Raw genomic sequence first — 15,888 nt, forward strand, 5'->3', positions numbered from 1 at the left:
CTCACAGCTCCTCGATGATGCGGGCGCGCAGCCCGGCGCGGTCGATGTCGGGGGTGCGCGGGTCCGGCACCCGCAGGACGCATCCGATGCCGCCGCGGCCGAGCACGACGACCCGGTCGGCGAGCAGCAGCGCCTCGTCCACGTCGTGGGTGACGAAGACGACCGTGGCGAGGGTGTCGCGGAGCACGTCCAGCAGCAGGCGCTGCATCTCGCCCCGGGTCTGCGCGTCCAGCGCGCCGAAGGGCTCGTCCATGAGCACGGCGCGCGGCGCGCCCGCCAGGGACCTGGCGAGCTGCACCCGCTGCCGCATGCCGCCGGACAGCTCCCGGGGCAGCCGGTCCTCGCAACCGGCGAGGCCGACGCGGGCGATCCAGCTCGCGGCGGCTGTCCTGCGCTGCCGCCTCGGCACGCCGCGGATGCGCAGCGGCAGCTCGACGTTGCGCAGGACCGTGCGCCAGGGCAGCAGCGCGTCGTCCTGGAAGACCATCGCGCGGTCGGCGGAGGGCCCGGTGACCGGCACGCCCTCGGCCAGGACCCGGCCGGCGCGCGGTGCCAGCAGTCCCGCGATCGCCCGCAGGACGGTCGACTTGCCCGACCCGGACGGACCGACGATCACCAGGACCTCGCCGGGGGCGATGTCGAGGCGCAGGTCCTCCAGCACGGCGTGCCGCCCGTAACCGAGGGCCACGCCCTCCAGCCGGATGGCGAGCCCGGCGCCCACCCGTGCGGCCTGCACGGCCGATCCGGCGGTGCGTGCGCTCATCGGGCGCCGCCTTCCGCGCCCGCGCCGGCCCCCGCATGCGCCCTCGCATCGGCCCATTCATCGGCCCCTTGATCAGTGGCTTGATCAGCCCCTTGATCAGAACTGTGCAGCCACCGGGTCAGGCGCCGGCCGAGCAGTTCGATCGACGCCGAGGCGACCCAGCCGAGCACGCCGATCGAGGCCATGCCGACGAGCACCGCTGGATAGTCGACGACCGTGTAGGCGTGCCAGGTGCGGTAGCCGACGCCGAACTCCCCGGAGATCATCTCGGCGGAGATCACGCAGATCCAGGCGACGCCCATGCCGACGGACAGCCCGCCGAAGACGCCGGGCAACGTGCCCGGGAGGACGACGTTCCACAGCACGTGCGCGCGCCCGCCGCCCATGGTGCGGACCGCGTCCTCCCACAGCGTCGGCAGCGCCCGTACGGCGTGCCGCGTGCTCACCATGATCGGGAAGAACGCCGCGGCGAACGTGATGAACACGATGCCCTGCTCGTCGGTGGGGAACACCAGGATCGCGATCGGGACGAGGGCGATCGCCGGGATCGGCCGGACGACCTCGATGGGCGGAAGCAGCACGTCACCGGCCCATCGGGACCGCGCGACCAGGACGCCCAGGGCGATGCCGGCCACGGCCGCCAGCGCGAATCCGGTGAGGATGCGGATCATGCTCTGGGCCAGGTCGAGGTAGTAGATCCTGGTGCCGAGCTGCCGGCCGAGCTCGGCCGCGACCTCGGCGGGCGAGGGCAGCCGGTCGAACCGCAGCCCGACGCGGGCGTCCGCGGTCGTCAGCCACTGCCACACCGCGACGACGGCCGCCAGGGAGGCCGACCTGACCGCCCACCTGCGCAGGCCGGCCGCCGTTCTCGTCCGGCCCGCCGATGCGGCGTCCGCGCCCGCGGCGGCGGGGGCGGCGGGGGCGGGGGCGGCGGGGCCGAGTGTCGCGTCCAGCGCCGGAGTGCTCATCGCGACGCACCTTCCCCAGCCGCCTTCGGCTCCCCCGCAGCCGCCTTCGGCTCCCCCGCCGCGGCCTTCAGCGCCTCGTCGTATCCGACGATCCGCGCCCGGGGGTGCTCCTTCACGTACGCCTGCGCGCCGTCCGCGGTGGTGAAGGGCGCGAACCGCTCGTTCTCGCCCGCCGAGGGGTCGCGGACCCAGATTGACCTGTCCGCGAACCAGTGCGTGCCGGTGGCCGCGTCGGGCACGTAGGCGGCCCGCACGGTCCCGCCGGCCGAGGTGGCGGCGGCGATCTGGCGCAGCAGGCAGGTGGGGGTGGCCGCGGGGCGGAGCCGGTCCTCCCCGGCGAGCCAGAGCTCGCCCGCCTTCGCCGGGTCGCCCACGGCGGTCCCGCAGGCCTCGTCGGTCCCGGTGATCCTCGCCGCGTTGGCGGTGCTCGCGGTGCCCGCGTCGTAGGAGGCGCCGTACGCCTTCCTGATGAAGGAGTCGTTCGCGAACTTCGTCACGTCGACGTCGGTGAAGTCGGTGCCGATGATCTTCAGGTACTTCTCGTCGTGCCGCAGGGCGGCCACCAGTTCCGGCTTCACGGTCACATCGAACGAGGCGATGCCGTCACGCCCGTTGTAGAGGTAGACCACCTCGGGCGGCAGGCCGGTGGCCTCGGCGACCGCCTCGGCCGCCTCCACGGGATGCTCGTGGAGGTAGTTCGTCGCGTCGATCTGCGCCTGGAGGAACGCCTGGAGCACGTCGGGGTGCTCCTTCGCGTACGCCTGCCGTACGACGACGCCGTGGAACGTCGGCACGCCGAGCGCCGAGCCGTCGTAGACGAGCCTGGCCTGGTTCTTGAAGACGAGCAGCCCCGGCCAGGCCACGAACTGGGCGTATCCCTGCACGTTGCCCGACTGCAGCGCGGACGCGCCCACCGGCGGCTGCTGGTTCACGACCTCCACGTCCGTCGCGGGGTCGAGCCCGGCCCGCTCCAGGGCCTGCACCAGCGTGCCGTGCCCGGCCGAGCCCGAGCTGGCCGAGACCTTCTTCCCCTTCAGGCCGGCCAGGGTCCGCACGTCGGACGACGGGGGCACGACGACCGCGTTCAGGCCGCCGCGCAGGTTGTAGCCGGTCACCGAGACGAGCTCGGTCCGCGCGGAGGGCACGCCCTGGGTGCGGGAGGCGTTGATGAGGAGCGGGTAGTCGCCCATCGACCCGATGTCGATCTTCCCCGCCACCATCTTGGCGGTGATCGGAGCGCCGGTGTCGTAGTCCTGCCACTCGACCCGGTATCCGTCGCCGAGGCGCTTTTCGAGGTAGCCGAGGCCGCGCAGCAGCGTCCCGGCCGTCACCGTGTTGATGGTCTTCGACTGGTATCCGACGACGACCGTCTGCCTGCCGTCGTCGGCGCCCGCGGACACGGAGCACCCGGCCGCGGCCAGCAGCGCCACGGCGGCGATGAGCTTACGCATTGGGGGGTGTCCTTCTATCGGAGCAGGTAGGGGATGTTCACCGTGACCGCGTCCGCCGGGCACCGGTCGGCGCAGGGGCCGCAGTACCAGCACTCGTCCACGTGCATGTACGCCTTGCCGCTGATCTCGTGGATGGCCAGCGAGTCGAGCGGGCAGACGTCCACGCACAGCGTGCAGCCCTCGATGCACAGCGACTCGTCGATCGTGACGGGCACGTCGACGCGGCTATTGACCAGGGTCATCGGTGTTCCTCCAGAGATGGCCACGCATGGTGAGGCGGTCGCCGCGGAACCTGACGAACTCCAGGTCGACCGGACGGCCGTCGGACAGATGGGTGAGGCGCTCGACCATCAGCAGCGCCGCGCCGCGCGGCGCGTCGAGGACGGCGGCGGTGTGGGCGTCGGCGCTCACGGCCTCGATCGTCAGCTCCGCCACGCCGAGCGGCCGGCCGGCGACCCGTTCCAGCAGCACGAACACGTCGTTGTGCACGAGGTCGGCGTCGAAGAGCGGCTCCCCCACCTCGCGGACGAGGTAGGTCAGGTCAAGCGAGAGCGGCAGCCCGTTGAGCCTGCGCAGCCGCTCCATGTAGACGACGGGCTCGCCGGGTGGCAGGCCGAGCCGTTGCCGGACGGCGGCCGGAGGCGTGGTCAGCCCCATCGCGCGGACCTCGTTGGTGACCTCACCGTGCTCCCGGAGGGTCTCGGCGAGGCCGAGCAGCCGGTGCAGGCCGTGCGGGTACTTCTCCGCGGCCACCGTGGTGCCCACTCCCGGGCACCGCTCGATGAGGCCCTCGTCGCGCAGCAGGTCCAGAGCCTCCCTGATCGTGTTGCGGGAGGTCCCGAACTCCCGGGCGAGGGCGGACTCAAGCGGCAGGTGACCACCGCCGAATCCGCCGTGTACGACCTCCCGCCGCAGCAGGTCGGCGACCTGGCGGGCCCTGTCCGCCCGGCGCCGTCTCGCGTCCGCCAACTCCATGAGGCATAAGCCTACTGTTCAGGTAGGGATATGCGGATAACGGCGCGATTACGCCACTCCGGAAGATCGTGAGACACCCTCTACCTGCGGCTTCACATCGATACGGCCGACAACCGCCACCCCCGGGGAGGTCAGGCGGCGAAGAACCGGTCGGCGAAGGCCTCCCACTGGGCGAGGAAATCGATGCCGCCGTCACGCAGCCAGTTGAGCTGCAGGCCGTCGAGGAAGGCGAGCAGGTCCACCGCGGCCTGACCGGGCCGCGGATGCCAGGCCAGCAGGTAGCACTCCAGCATGGCGCGGCCCTCGCTGAGCCGCGTCTGGAAATACGCGTGCGCGGGGTGCGCGGGGTCCAGCGCCTCGGCCGACAGCACCGTGTAGAGCTGCACGAGCGAGCGCTGCGCGAGGTTGCGGCGGACGAACCCCGACATGACGGCGCGGGCGACGGCCGCGTCGGGCGCCGGTTCCAGTGTGTCGGCCACGCTTGCGAGGTCGAGCGTGTCGCGGCGTTCGAGGACCGCGATGAGCAGTTCCTCCCGGGAACGGAAGTGATGCAGCAGCCCCGCCTTGGTCATGCCGCAGGCCGCCGCGAACGCCTCCAGGGTGACGCCCTTGAATCCGGAGGCCGCGATCAGCTCGGTGGCCGCCTTGAGGATCTCCTCTCGGCGTTCGGCGGGCGGCAGCCGGCGCCGTACCGGCGAGGGGGTCATGCCGTCCTGGCTCCTCGGGGGCGGGGGTTGCTTTCGATCACGATACCAGCCTAAGTTATCTACCGTTTGGTAGATAGCGCTGTCGCGCCTGTTCAGAGAGTTGTGTGCGCATGTCGACGCCCTCCTCCCCGACCGCATTCTCCGCCGCCGTCGCCGCAGTGCGCACCGGGCGGCCCCTCGACGAGGCGGTCGACGAGCTGCTGTCGCAGACGACCCGCGAGGAACGCCTGTGGCTGCTCGACGGGGACCTGCCGTTCTGGCAGGGCATGGCCGACATGATGACCAACGGGTACAACCTCACCCCCTACCCGATGGGCCGCGTCGAACGGCTGGGCATCCCCGGCCTGTTGTTCTCCGACGGCCCGCGCGGCGTGGTGATGGGGCAGTCGACCGCGTTCCCGGTCTCCATGGCCCGCGGCGCCACCTGGGACGTCGAGCTCGAGGAGCGCGTCGGCACCGCCATCGGGCTTGAGCTTCGCGCCCAGGGCGCCAACTTCTTCGGCGGCGTGTGCGTGAACCTGCCCCGCCACCCGTCGTGGGGCCGGGCCCAGGAGACGTACGGCGAGGACCCGATCCTGCTCGGCGAGTTCGGCGCGGCGCTGACCCGGGGCGTGCAGCGCAACGCCATGGCCGTCGTCAAGCACTACGCGCTCAACAGCATGGAGAACGCCCGGTTCAAGGTCGACGTCACCGCCGACGACGCGGCCCTGCACGAGGTCTACCTGGCGCACTTCCGGCGGATCGTGGAAGAGGGCGTGTCGGGCGTCATGACCGCCTACAACTCGGTCAACGGCGAGTGGGCCGGGCAGAACGAGCACCTGATGGAAGGCGTGCTCCGCGGCATGTGGGGCTTCGAGGGCGTCACCGTCTCCGACTTCATCTGGGGCCTGCGCGACGCCGCCGCCTCGCTGCGCGCCGGGCTGGACGTGGAAGAGCCCTTCCGCCAGCAGCGCGCCGAGCACCTGTCCGCCGACCTGGAGGCGGGCAGGGCGAGCTGGGACGACGTCGACCGGGCGGCCCGCCGCATCCTGCGCACCCAGGTGCGCCACTACGCCGCCCTCACCGAGCCCGAGCCCCCGCTCGACGTGGTGTTCAACCCCGGGCACCGCGCGCTGGCGCGCGAGGTCGCCGCCCGCGGCATGGTGCTGCTCAAGAACGAGCCGGTCGGCGACGTGCCCCTGCTCCCCCTGCGCCGGGAGGCGCTCACCTCCCTGGCGGTCATCGGGCGCCTGGCGGACGTGGCCAACACCGGCGACAACGGCTCCTCCGACGTGCGCGCACCGGAGGTGATCACCGCGCTGCAGGGTCTGACGGAGGCGCTCCCGGGGGCCCGGATCACCCATGTCGCCGACGACGATCCGGCCGCTGCCGCCGCCGCTGCCGGGCAGGCCGATGTCGCCGTCGTCGTCGCCGGCTACACCGCCGCGGACGAGGGCGAGTGGATCGGCGGGGACGTGCTGACCGATCCCGGCCTGCTCGCGCTGTTCCCCCCGCCCGGCGACGACCCCGCCGGGCAGTCGTTCGCGGCCTTCCTGGCCGAGCCCGGCGCGGTGGACTCCATCAACGGGGGAAGCGCCGGCGGCGACCGCGCGAGTCTGCGGCTGCGGCCCGTCGACGCCGACGTCATCCGGGCCGTGGCGGCGGCCAACCCCCGCACCGTCGTGGTGATCGTCACCGCCGGGGCCGTCATCACCGAGGAATGGCGCGACGCCGTGCCCGCCGTGCTGGTCTCCTGGTACTCCGGCTCCGAAGGGGGCCGGGCCCTGGCCGACGTGCTGCTCGGCGACGTCGACGCCGCCGGACGGCTGCCGTACTCGATCCCGGCCGCCGAGGAGCACCTGCCGTCCTTCGACCGCGACGCCACCGCCATCACCTACGACAAGTGGTTCGGCCAGCGGCTGCTGGACCGGGACGGCCACGCGCCGGCCTTCCCGCTCGGGTTCGGGCTGTCCTACACGAGCTTCGCCCTCGCCGACCTCACCGTGGACGCTCCCGAGGGTGACTCCCTCACGGGCGTCGTGACCGTGACCAACACCGGCTCGCGCGCGGGCCGCCACGTCGTGCAGCTCTACGGACGGCCCACGGGCATCGACGCGGCCGCCGACGACTTCCCCACCCGGGTCCTGCTCGGGTTCGCCACCGTCGACCTCCCGGCCGGGGCATCGGCCCGGGTCACCGTCCCCGCGTCGGCCCGGCCCCTGCGGAGGTGGACGCCCACCGGGTTCGTCCCCGCCTCCCCGACGGCCGTGATCGAGGCGGCGTCCCACGCGGGCGACCCCGACGCCGCCGTTTCGACCGTCACGCTGTGACGGCGGCGGGAGGTCGCCGAGGTCAATCACGTCGCGGGCGCGCCGTCAGCGCCTCTTCAGCAGGAGCTCGGTGTTGCGGTCACCGGGCAGGCCCGCCAGCCCGCTCCGCATGCCCGGGGAGTTGAACGAGAGCTCCCGGTAGAGCGCGGCCAGGCCGCCCTGGGACAGATCGGTGAAGTCGGTGCGGTGCGGCGCGGCCGACTCCACCAGCGTGGTGAACAGCGACAGCGTCCCGTCGTGGTTGTCGGCCAGCTCGACGACCCTCGCCAGCTGCGGATAGTCGACGTGGGAGGCGGTGGAGACCTCCCAGAAGCCGCCCTGCGGGACGATCTTGTTGAGGTGGGAGTGCCCGTTGATCCACGCGGCCACGTTGCGGTGCTTCCTCAGCACCGCGAGCAGCTCCTGCCCGCCGTGGCGCCTGTCGTGCGGGCGGGCCGGATTGGGGGCGAGGTTGGTCATGGCCCAGCTCGGGTGGTGACTGAAGATCAGGGCGGTGTCGCCGGCGTGGGCCTTCAGGGTCCGTTCCAGCCAGGCCAGCTGCCGGGTGCCGACCGATCCGCGGTAGTCGCCGCCGCGGTCGGTGGTGTCCAGGCTGATGCCGACCACCCCGTCGGCGATCCGGAAGGAGTAGTCCAGCCGGCCGCTGTCGAGATTGTCGCGGGTGTAGCCGTGGCCGACGGGTCCCGGGCCGGTGTACGCCGGGTCGAGGTGGGCGGCGATGTAGGCGTGCGGGCTCAAGGGGGCGCGGCGCTCGTCGGCGGTGACCGTACGGGCCCTGCCCCGGTAGCGCTTCCACAGGGCGCGGAAGCTGGCGCCCGTGGGGTCGCCCCGGCGCAGTGCCCGGTAGACGGCGCCGGCCTCGGAGGCGGGCAGATCGAAGAGCTTGCGCGAGCCGGTGGCCAGGTCGGCGAAGAAGCCGCCGGCTCCGGAGTAGGCGCCGCCGAAGAGCTGGTCGTGATTGCCGACGGTGGAATACCACGGCACGGCCAGGCCGGGGCTGCTCACCTCGCGGATGGCCGCCTCCAGGAAGCCGTCCAGGTGGGGGAAGCCCGCCCGCTTGTCGATGTCGCGTGTGCCGGAATCGGGCTGCCAGTAGAGGCCCAGGCCGGAGTTCTGCACGCCCTCGTACGCGCCGGGGTCGCCGGTGTTGGGGGTGAAGCGGCCGCCGGTCATGGCGGTGAGGAACCACTCCAGCTCGATCCGGGAGTTGTTGTCGGTGTTGTCACCGGTGGTCATGACGAACCCGATCGGCGCCCGGGTGGCCGGTCCGCGGTGCAGGGTGTTGACCTGTTCGATCAATGAGACGGCGCCGACCGCGGTCAACGCCTCCTGCGGGCGCCAGGAGCCCATGTCGCCGGCGCGCAGGAACTCATAGCGCTGCGGGTTCTGCACGTCGGTGATGTGCAGATCGGTGAACTGGACGAAGCAGGCCAGCGGCGTGCGGCGTTCGGCCCTGTCCTTCTTGGCGTCGGCCAGTTCGGTGCGGGTCACCCGCCGCCAGCCGGGGCCGTCGGACAGCCTGCGGTATCCGCCGGCCCCGCGCGGTCCGGCGACGGTGTGGACCGTCGTCATGGGCGTCGTGGTCGTCGAGGTCGTCGTGGTTCTCGTGGTCGACGGCGTCACGGCCGCGTCGGCGGCCGGGGTGGAGGAAAGCGCGATCTCCAGCGCGACGCCCGAGGCGGTCATCCCGGAGGCGAGCAGGAAGGCGCGGCGGTTGAGGGCGGGACCCATGATGCTCCCAGTGGTGGCGTCGAGGCGAACGTCCACTGGGAATGGTTGACAGCGGGAATGACTCCCGGCCTAACACGGCTGAAACGCCGGCCAGCCATCTGTGGCCGAGAAATAGCCGTAGGCGATACGGACACCCGGGGGCAGCGGGCCGGACGCCTGCCGCTTTCCCGCCGTTCGGAAGAGCACTGTCCGAGGTCGTGAGGCCGCCTGTCGGGGTAACCGGGCGGGCTGCGGCGGGCGGCGTCGGGCGGGGCGGTGACGACGGCGCGGGCCAGCCGGCTCGGCGGCCGAAAACAGGTTGCGGGACAGGACGAAACGCGGAACGCTCCCCGGCGTGAAGATGCACGCCGACCAGCTGACCGTGACACAGGAAACCGTGCGCGTCTTGGTGGGCGAGCAGTTCCCGCAGTGGCGGGGCCTGCCCGTCACCGGCATCGCCGCCTGTGGGACGACCAACGCCATCTTCCGCATCGGCGACCGGTTCGCGGCCCGGTTTCCCCTGCAGCCCGAGCCGGTCGACGCGACGCGCCGCCGGCTGGAGTCCGAGGCGGAGGCGGCCCGCGAACTGGCGGGCGGCACTCGCTTTCCCACACCCGAGCCGGTCGGGCTCGGCGAGCCCGGTGCGGGGTATCCGCTTCCGTGGTCGGTGCAGACATGGCTGCCCGGCGCCGTGGCGATCGACGAGGACCCCGGCGAGTCGGTCGCGTTCGCCCACGGTCTCGCCGATCTCATCGCCGACCTGCGCGCAGTCGGCACGCGCGGCCGTACGTTCTCCGGCAGTGGGCGGGGAGGCGACCTCCGGTCGCACGACGCGTGGATGGAGACCTGCTTCGAGCGCAGTGAAGGACTGCTGGACGTTCCCCGGCTGCGCCGGATGTGGGCGGGGTTCCGTAGCCTGCCGCGTGAAGCGGCCGACGTGATGACCCACGGCGATCTCATTCCCGGCAACGTGCTCGTGTCCGACGGCCGGCTCGCCGGGATTCTCGACGCCGGCGGCTTCGGGCCGGCCGATCCCGCCCTCGATCTCGTGGGCGCCTGGCACCTGCTGGAGGCGGAACCACGCCGGATGCTCCGTCTCGGCCTGAAGTGCGACGATCTGGAGTGGGAGCGGGGCAAGGCGTGGGCCTTCGCGCAGGCGATGGGGCTCGTCTGGTACTACCTGGAGACCAACCCGGTCATGGCCCGGATGGGCCGGCGCACCCTGGAACGCCTCCTGGCGGACGCCGGGCCCGTCTGAACCTGCGGGCCCGGCCCCGAAGCTCCGCCGACCGGCGTGCGGCTCAGCTCACGGTGAGCCTGCGGACCGGCGACTTGCACGAACGGCGCTGCGACGGCGCCTGTGAGTCGAAGCGGACCTGCCATTCGCCGGTCGACGGCACCTTCTTCCGCAGGGTGAACCTGCCGTCCGAACCCGTCGTCGCCGTCCCCTTCACCGCGTCGGCGCCCGTCCCCGACGGGTCGAACCAGAGACGGACGCGCTGCTGGGGTAGCGGGTCCCACCGGGCGGGCTGCCCGGCGGGCTGCACCCGGACGAACAGCGTGCCGGCGTGGGTCGCCTTCCTGTTCCGCCGGCCGCTCTTCGGGTTCGCCGAATAGGTGATCTTGGTTTGCGCCCCGGCGGCGCTCACGGCCGAATGAACCTCGGCGCTCCTCGCGGCGGTGACGCGTCCGGCGTCCCTGACCGCCCTGACCTCCCTGAAGTCCCTGGCCTCCCTGGCGTCTCCGCGGAACTCCGCCGACCAGAAGCCGGACTCCGTCGCCGTGACCGTCGCGTCGAACCGGCCCGACCTGTCGGTGACGACGCGCGCCACCTCCCTGCGGGCGAGCATGTCGTCGGGCCGGAACAGCAGGGCGACCGTCCGGCCGGGAAGCCCGCCCCAGTCCTCCTTCCCGGTCACCACCTCAAGGAGGCCGGAGACGGTCAGGGGGCTCCCCTCGTCGACCGGGTCGGGGGACAGCTCGAAGCCGTCGATCCTCGACCGCCGCAGCCCCTCCTCGGCGCTGACCTCGAACTCCCGCTCCTCGGTGCCGCCGCCGGCGCCGACCACGACGCGCCAGGTCCCCGCCGCCGCGTCCCGGCCGAACGCGTGCCGGGACCGCCACCGCTCCTCGAAGGTCGTGCGCTCCTCTCTCTCGAAGCGCAATTCGGCGCGGGACTCGTCCGGAGCCACCAGGTCGCCCGTCACCTCGGCGGACGGCCCGCTGGTGACCACCTCGAAGGTCGCCACGACCTGGTCCTCGCCGCCGATCGGGACGGGGTCGGGATCGACCTCGACCGACTCGATCTCCACCGATTCGGTCTCCACCGGCTTGATCTTCGTGGGGGCGCCGTCGCCTCTGGGCCGTCGCAGGAGCCGCGCGAGCAGGTGGTCGATGATCGTCATGTCGCTCAGCACACCTTCCGGTAGGGCGCCTCGGGCACGAGGCGCCGCCAATCGTCATCTCCCAGCCCGCCGCCTGCCCGCGCGCACACCTCGGCCGCGGCCCGTTGCGGGTCCATCGTGTAGCGCCGCAAGGTTCCGTCCTTTCCGGCGCTGTAGAGGTAGCGCCCGTCCGCTCCGAAGGCGAGCGCGAGCACCGGGCCGGCGTGGACGGCGTACGGCAGGCCCAGCGGCGACCGGGCGGCGGCGTCCCACAGCCGGACCTCCCCGCTCGTGCCTCCGGTGGCGATCAGCCGCCCGTCCGGCGAGTAGGCGAGGGCCACCACGTCGTCGAACCGCCCCTTCTCCGGCGCGAGCGTCCCCGCCCGTCGCAGCGTGCGGGCGTCCCACAGAGCCACGCCCGCCTCGTGGAAGCCGGTGGCGATGACCGAGCCGTCGGGGCTGAAGGCGATCGATCGCACGCCGTCGAGCACCGGCCCGAAGGGACGGCCGGTGGACGTGCCGGCGACCAGGTCGACCAGGGTGGCGTCCCGCCCGCCGACCACGAGGACCCGGCCGTCCGGGCTGACCGCCATGACGTCCCATCCGGTCCTGCGCGGGACGGGAACCTCCAGGCCGCTGGACAGGTCCCACACCCGGACGGGCTCGTAGTCGCCGGCGACGGGCGCCGCGGCGAGCACGTGGCCTCCGGCGGCCAGCCCGCCCACGGAGGCGGCCCGCCCGATAGGGATCCGGCGAAGCGGGCGGCCGTCCGGCACGCTCCACAGGCTCAGGCTCAGGCTCACGGTCGCGGTATCGCCGGAGCCTCGCGCCTCGTCCGGCCGGGAGGCGGAGGCCTGCGAGACGGAGGCGTGCGGGACGGAGGCGTAGGGGACGGAGGCGAGTGTGCGGCCGTCGGAGGCGAAGGCGAGCGCCCCGGCCGGTGTGCCGCCGAGGGACGGCCCCAGGCGGGCGCCCGAGACCGGGTCCGACAACACCGGCCCTGCTCCGGGCGGTGAGACGGCGAGCGTCCGCGCGCCCGGGGCGAAGGCCGCGGCGACCGCCGACGGGGACACCGCCGTCGAGCGGGCGCCCGCCGCCGCGTCCACCGTGGCGACGCGGCCGCCGCTCAGCAGGTAGCGCAGCACCGGCCCGCCCGCCTCACCCGTCGCGACCCTGATGTCCGGCATGCCGGTGGTGTCCTCCGGTGTGGAGTAGGCCAGCAGGCCGCCTCCGTCCGCGCTCCACAGGCCGACGCCGGTGCGGTCGAAGGTCAGGACGAGGCGACCGCCGTCGCCGTACGCGAGCCACTCGGCGGAGGCGCCCTCCAGGACGGCGCCGCGGCGGCGGCCGGTGGACAGGTCCCAGAAGGCGACGTTCCCGCCGCGGCCGACCGCGAGGGTGCGGCCGTCGGGGCTGAAGGCGACGGCGTCCCCCCGGCCGCCCGCGGGAGCCGGGAGTCTCCGTGCCCCGCCAGAGTGCTCCGAGCCGGAGTGCTCCGAGCCGGAGTGCTCCAAGTCGGATCCCCCCGAGCCGGAACCCCCCGAGCCGGAACGTACCGCCGCCGGCTCGTACAGCCGGAACCGGCCGTCGTCCAGCAGCACGGCGGCGCGCCCCGCGGAGACCGCGACCCCCACCGCACGCTCGTCGCGCACGTCGAGGAGTTCGACGCCGCGAAGGGCGTCCCAGACCTGACCTCGATGGCCGGGCGCGAGCACGGCGAGGCGCCGGCCGTCCGGGCCGAACGTCATCTCCAGCGCGCCGTTCCCGAACGCCGGTCCGAGCGGACGGCCGGTGGACAGGTCCCACACACGCAGACGGCCGCCGCCGGAAACCGCGAGGCGGCGGCCGTCGGGGCTGAGCGCGACGGCGTCGGGTGCCACCGCGACGCCCTGGGCGCCCCCGGCCACACGGTGGGCGGCCACGTCCCACAGGACCGCCCGGCCGGCGTCGGCGACGGCGAGCAGCCGGCCGTCCCCGCTCAGGTCGAACCGGGCATCGGCGGTGACGGGCGGCGGCGGGTCGATCCGCCGCAGCGGCTGGGCGAGCGAGCTGTAGAGGGCCGCCCGCGCCTCGGGCACCCCGGCCAGCCGCCATGCGGCCACGCTCAGCGCCATCGCCCGGGTGGGATCGGACGAGCGCGAGGTCTCGGCCAGGGCGGCGAGCCGCCGGGCCACGGCCACGTCCCGCTGCCGCTCGGCGGACGACTTCTGGTCGAGGGCCAGCCCGGCCGAGGCCGCGGCGACGGCCACGAGCACGGCGAGCACGGCGGTGAGGCGGCGGCGCCGCCGGGCGCGGTCTCGGGCGAGGGCCCGGGACGCGTCGAGGAACGCCTTCTCCAGCGTGTTCAGCGTGACGTGGTGGCGCGCGGTGGCCGCCCAGCCGACCGCCGTCTCCAGCGCCGTCCCCTGGTAGAGGTCGCCGGGACGCCGCCCGTTCAGGTCCCACGTCCGGGCGGCCTCGGTCAGCGGCCGCTGCACCCGCAGGCCCGCCCGATCCGCGTCGACCCACCCGCGCAGCCGGGGCCAGGCCCGCAGCAGGGCGGCCGCGGCGAGCGCGACCGTCTCGCCCTCCCGGACGACGAGATCGGCGCGGGCGAAACCCGACAGCACCCGGCCGGCCGTCTCCCGGTCGACCACGCCGTCGAGGAGCTCGTCCTCGGGCACCGGCCGGGGAGAGTCGTCGTTCCCCTCTCCCGGCGCGACCATCCGCAGCAGGATCCGCGGCACCAGCGCCTGGTCGGCCGGGACGAGCGCGCCGTACGCCTCCTCGGCCACGGCCGCGAGTGGGGGCGGCGCGAGGGCCCGGAGCGGCCCCAGGCCCTCGGCCGTACGGGTGCCCTCCGCCAGCAGCGCCTCGCCGCGCGGCGACGGGTGCCCGAGCAGCGTCGAAAGAACGGTGTCCGCGTCGGGCCTGGCCTCCGGGTTCTTGTCGAGCGCCCGGGCCACCAGGCCGCGCAGCGGCTCCCCCAGCACGGTCAGGTCGGGGTCGGCCGCCAGGATGCGGTGCAGCAGGGCCGCCACCCCGGTCAGCGCCTGCCCCGCCGCCTCCGGACCGCCGCCGGGTACGGGCAGACGGGCGGCCCCCTCGGCGAACGGCTCCCGGCCGGTGGCGGCGAACAGCGTCACGGCTCCCCAGGCCCAGACGTCGACGGCCGGGCCCACCCGTGCTCCGAGCACGCTTTCCGGGGCCATGAAGGCCGGCGTGCCGGCGACGTGCCCGGTCGTCGTCAGCGACATGTCGGAGGTCCGCGCTATGCCGAAGTCGATGACCCGCGGGCCTTCGGGGCCGATCAGCACGTTGTCCGGTTTGAGGTCGCGGTGGACCACCGACGCCCCGTGGATGGCGGCCAGCGCCGTCGCGATGCCCGTGGCGAGACGGTGCAGCTCCTCCGGCCCGTACGGCCCGTCCCGTGCGACCGCCGCGCGCAGGCTCGGCCCGGCGACGAACTCGCTCACGATGTACGGCTGGGGGCCCTCCAGATCGGCGGCGATGACCCTGGCCGTGCAGAAGGGCGCGACCCGCCGCGCGGCGGCGACCTCCTTGGCGAACCGCGCCCTCGCCCGCGCGTCGCCCGGCCCGCCCGCCGAGCGGAGGACCTTGACGGCCACCCGGCGGCCGGCCTCGTCGTAGGCCTCGTACACGACGCCCTGCCCGCCCTCGCCCAGGCGGCCGGCGAGCCAGTAGCCGCCAAGCCTGCGCGGGTCGCCGGGGAGCAGGACGGTCGCCATCCAGACCTCCCGCCGGCCGCGGACCGCATGCCCCGATCGTGCTACGGAGATCCAGCCCCGCCAAGACCCACGCGGAGCGTTCGATCAGGCTCGGGGCCCGCGCAGGGCGTGTCTTTCTCGACCGGCGCCGGCATCTCCTCGACGCCCTAGCCGGACCGGTCGAAGACGGGTGGCAGACACATGCCGAGTTGCGCGTACACCTGCAACTGGTCGTAGTAGAAGCGCTGACTCGCGATCAGATCGTCGACCACGTTCCAGAAGCAGGAGCAGCGTGCGCTGACGGAACGGCCCGTCGCCTCCAGCACCTCACCTCCGACCAGGAGATACGGCCCCGTCTGGGTACCGCAGGCCACCATCTCCGTCGCGATCGCATCACCGCATGCGGTCTTCTCCCACCGTGTGAAGCGGAGATTGGGAAATGCCTCCCACATTTGCGTGCAGTAGGAGCCGATCTCCTGAGGGTTGCCCGCCTCCATATCCGGCCATGTCGCGACCGCGTCGGGCAGATAGCAGCGCATCACCGCATCCACATCATGGGTGTTCAGTGCGCTGATCAGCCGGTCCACCACATCGGCCATCGAAGAACCCCCTCGACAAGCCTAATGAGACAGGGGCAATGAGAGGCCAAAAGACCTCTTGCACGCCGTTGTCCTCGGAGCGTGGACAGCCAACGAGGTCGCCCGCCGTACCGATCGGTCAGCACACCGAGCACGATCCGTCCCAGCGACGACCGGAAGCGCGACCAGCACCGACGCCTCGAACGGGGTCGGCCTGAGCATCTCCGTGTACGCCGCGCTGAGCGGGCAGAGCATCCGCCGGATCGGATGTGCCGCCGTATGCGCCGGGGATGAGGACCTTCGGCTGTTCCCGCGCAGGGGCGGCCGGCGGGACGG

Annotated in this window: 12 protein-coding genes; 2 read left to right on the forward strand and 10 right to left on the reverse strand. The window is 73.5% G+C overall.

The genetic code is table 11. The features are described 5' to 3' along the window. Position 1 precedes the first annotated feature (1 nt). From ACGFIB_RS33455 to ACGFIB_RS33480, 6 genes are all read right to left on the reverse strand, one after another. Entirely contained in the window at positions 2-763 is a 762-nt protein-coding gene (locus ACGFIB_RS33455) for an ABC transporter ATP-binding protein (RefSeq protein WP_393333369.1), read from the reverse strand. Then, entirely contained in the window at positions 760-1,731 is a 972-nt protein-coding gene (locus tag ACGFIB_RS33460; RefSeq protein ID WP_393377202.1) for an ABC transporter permease, read from the reverse strand. Before ACGFIB_RS33460 ends, ACGFIB_RS33455 begins: the two co-directional genes overlap by 4 nt. Then, positions 1,728-3,182 carry an ABC transporter substrate-binding protein gene (locus ACGFIB_RS33465; protein WP_393377205.1) on the reverse strand — a complete coding sequence of 485 codons (1,455 nt, stop codon included), beginning with the start codon at positions 3,180-3,182 and terminating at the stop codon, positions 1,728-1,730. Before ACGFIB_RS33465 ends, ACGFIB_RS33460 begins: the two co-directional genes overlap by 4 nt. Before the next feature lie 14 nt (positions 3,183-3,196). Next, positions 3,197-3,424, reverse strand: a complete 228-nt coding sequence (locus ACGFIB_RS33470) for an indolepyruvate ferredoxin oxidoreductase subunit alpha (protein ID WP_393377207.1) — start codon at positions 3,422-3,424, stop codon at positions 3,197-3,199. Further along, the gene (locus ACGFIB_RS33475; RefSeq protein WP_142575494.1) at positions 3,408-4,157 is read right to left on the reverse strand and encodes a GntR family transcriptional regulator; all 750 of its coding nucleotides are present in this window, start codon (positions 4,155-4,157) and stop codon (positions 3,408-3,410) included. The genes ACGFIB_RS33470 and ACGFIB_RS33475 overlap by 17 nt, the downstream gene beginning before the upstream one ends. Positions 4,158-4,288: 131 nt before the next feature. Further along, the gene (locus ACGFIB_RS33480; RefSeq protein WP_393377210.1) at positions 4,289-4,864 is read right to left on the reverse strand and encodes a TetR/AcrR family transcriptional regulator; all 576 of its coding nucleotides are present in this window, start codon (positions 4,862-4,864) and stop codon (positions 4,289-4,291) included. 110 nt (positions 4,865-4,974) lie between these two features. Between ACGFIB_RS33480 and ACGFIB_RS33485 the strand changes: the two genes are divergently transcribed. Further along, on the forward strand, positions 4,975-7,173 hold the full coding sequence (locus tag ACGFIB_RS33485; RefSeq protein ID WP_393377213.1) for a beta-glucosidase family protein: 2,199 nt from the start codon (positions 4,975-4,977) through the stop codon (positions 7,171-7,173). 45 nt (positions 7,174-7,218) lie between these two features. Here the strand turns inward: ACGFIB_RS33485 and ACGFIB_RS33490 are convergent, their stop codons facing one another. Then, on the reverse strand, positions 7,219-8,904 hold the full coding sequence (locus tag ACGFIB_RS33490) for a TIGR03767 family metallophosphoesterase (RefSeq protein WP_393377215.1): 1,686 nt from the start codon (positions 8,902-8,904) through the stop codon (positions 7,219-7,221). 340 nt (positions 8,905-9,244) lie between these two features. On the opposite strand from ACGFIB_RS33490, the gene ACGFIB_RS33495 reads away from it, so the two are divergent. Further along, positions 9,245-10,141, forward strand: a complete 897-nt coding sequence (locus ACGFIB_RS33495) for an aminoglycoside phosphotransferase family protein (RefSeq protein WP_393377378.1) — start codon at positions 9,245-9,247, stop codon at positions 10,139-10,141. 43 nt (positions 10,142-10,184) lie between these two features. On the opposite strand, the gene ACGFIB_RS33500 is transcribed toward ACGFIB_RS33495, so the two are convergent. The 3 genes from ACGFIB_RS33500 to ACGFIB_RS33510 all read right to left on the reverse strand — a co-directional run bounded on the left by ACGFIB_RS33500 (position 10,185) and on the right by ACGFIB_RS33510 (position 15,573). Next, positions 10,185-11,288 (reverse strand): hypothetical protein, encoded by a 1,104-nt coding sequence (locus tag ACGFIB_RS33500; protein ID WP_393377217.1) that lies wholly within the window; start codon positions 11,286-11,288, stop codon positions 10,185-10,187. 5 nt (positions 11,289-11,293) lie between these two features. Next, positions 11,294-14,995: a protein kinase domain-containing protein gene (locus ACGFIB_RS33505; RefSeq protein WP_393377220.1), complete on the reverse strand. Its 3,702-nt coding sequence runs from the start codon at positions 14,993-14,995 to the stop codon at positions 11,294-11,296. 146 nt (positions 14,996-15,141) lie between these two features. Then, positions 15,142-15,573: a nuclear transport factor 2 family protein gene (locus ACGFIB_RS33510; RefSeq protein WP_142575500.1), complete on the reverse strand. Its 432-nt coding sequence runs from the start codon at positions 15,571-15,573 to the stop codon at positions 15,142-15,144. Positions 15,574-15,888 lie beyond the last annotated feature (315 nt).

Origin of the sequence: Microbispora bryophytorum (assembly GCF_043197435.1) — a bacterium.
Classification (GTDB): Bacteria; Actinomycetota; Actinomycetes; order Streptosporangiales; family Streptosporangiaceae; genus Microbispora; species Microbispora bryophytorum.

Bases quoted from the DNA above. Each gene is read 5' to 3' on its own strand.
- ACGFIB_RS33500 (WP_393377217.1), bottom strand. From the start codon at position 11,288: ATGACGATCATCGACCACCTGCTCGCGCGGCTCCTGCGACGGCCCAGA.
- ACGFIB_RS33505 (WP_393377220.1), bottom strand. From the start codon at position 14,995: ATGGCGACCGTCCTGCTCCCCGGCGACCCGCGCAGGCTTGGCGGCTAC.
- ACGFIB_RS33495 (WP_393377378.1), top strand. From the start codon at position 9,245: ATGCACGCCGACCAGCTGACCGTGACACAGGAAACCGTGCGCGTCTTG.
- ACGFIB_RS33475 (WP_142575494.1), bottom strand. From the start codon at position 4,157: ATGGAGTTGGCGGACGCGAGACGGCGCCGGGCGGACAGGGCCCGCCAG.
- ACGFIB_RS33460 (WP_393377202.1), bottom strand. From the start codon at position 1,731: ATGAGCACTCCGGCGCTGGACGCGACACTCGGCCCCGCCGCCCCCGCC.
- ACGFIB_RS33510 (WP_142575500.1), bottom strand. From the start codon at position 15,573: ATGGCCGATGTGGTGGACCGGCTGATCAGCGCACTGAACACCCATGAT.
- ACGFIB_RS33490 (WP_393377215.1), bottom strand. From the start codon at position 8,904: ATGGGTCCCGCCCTCAACCGCCGCGCCTTCCTGCTCGCCTCCGGGATG.
- ACGFIB_RS33455 (WP_393333369.1), bottom strand. From the start codon at position 763: ATGAGCGCACGCACCGCCGGATCGGCCGTGCAGGCCGCACGGGTGGGC.
- ACGFIB_RS33480 (WP_393377210.1), bottom strand. From the start codon at position 4,864: ATGACCCCCTCGCCGGTACGGCGCCGGCTGCCGCCCGCCGAACGCCGA.
- ACGFIB_RS33465 (WP_393377205.1), bottom strand. From the start codon at position 3,182: ATGCGTAAGCTCATCGCCGCCGTGGCGCTGCTGGCCGCGGCCGGGTGC.
- ACGFIB_RS33470 (WP_393377207.1), bottom strand. From the start codon at position 3,424: ATGACCCTGGTCAATAGCCGCGTCGACGTGCCCGTCACGATCGACGAG.
- ACGFIB_RS33485 (WP_393377213.1), top strand. From the start codon at position 4,975: ATGTCGACGCCCTCCTCCCCGACCGCATTCTCCGCCGCCGTCGCCGCA.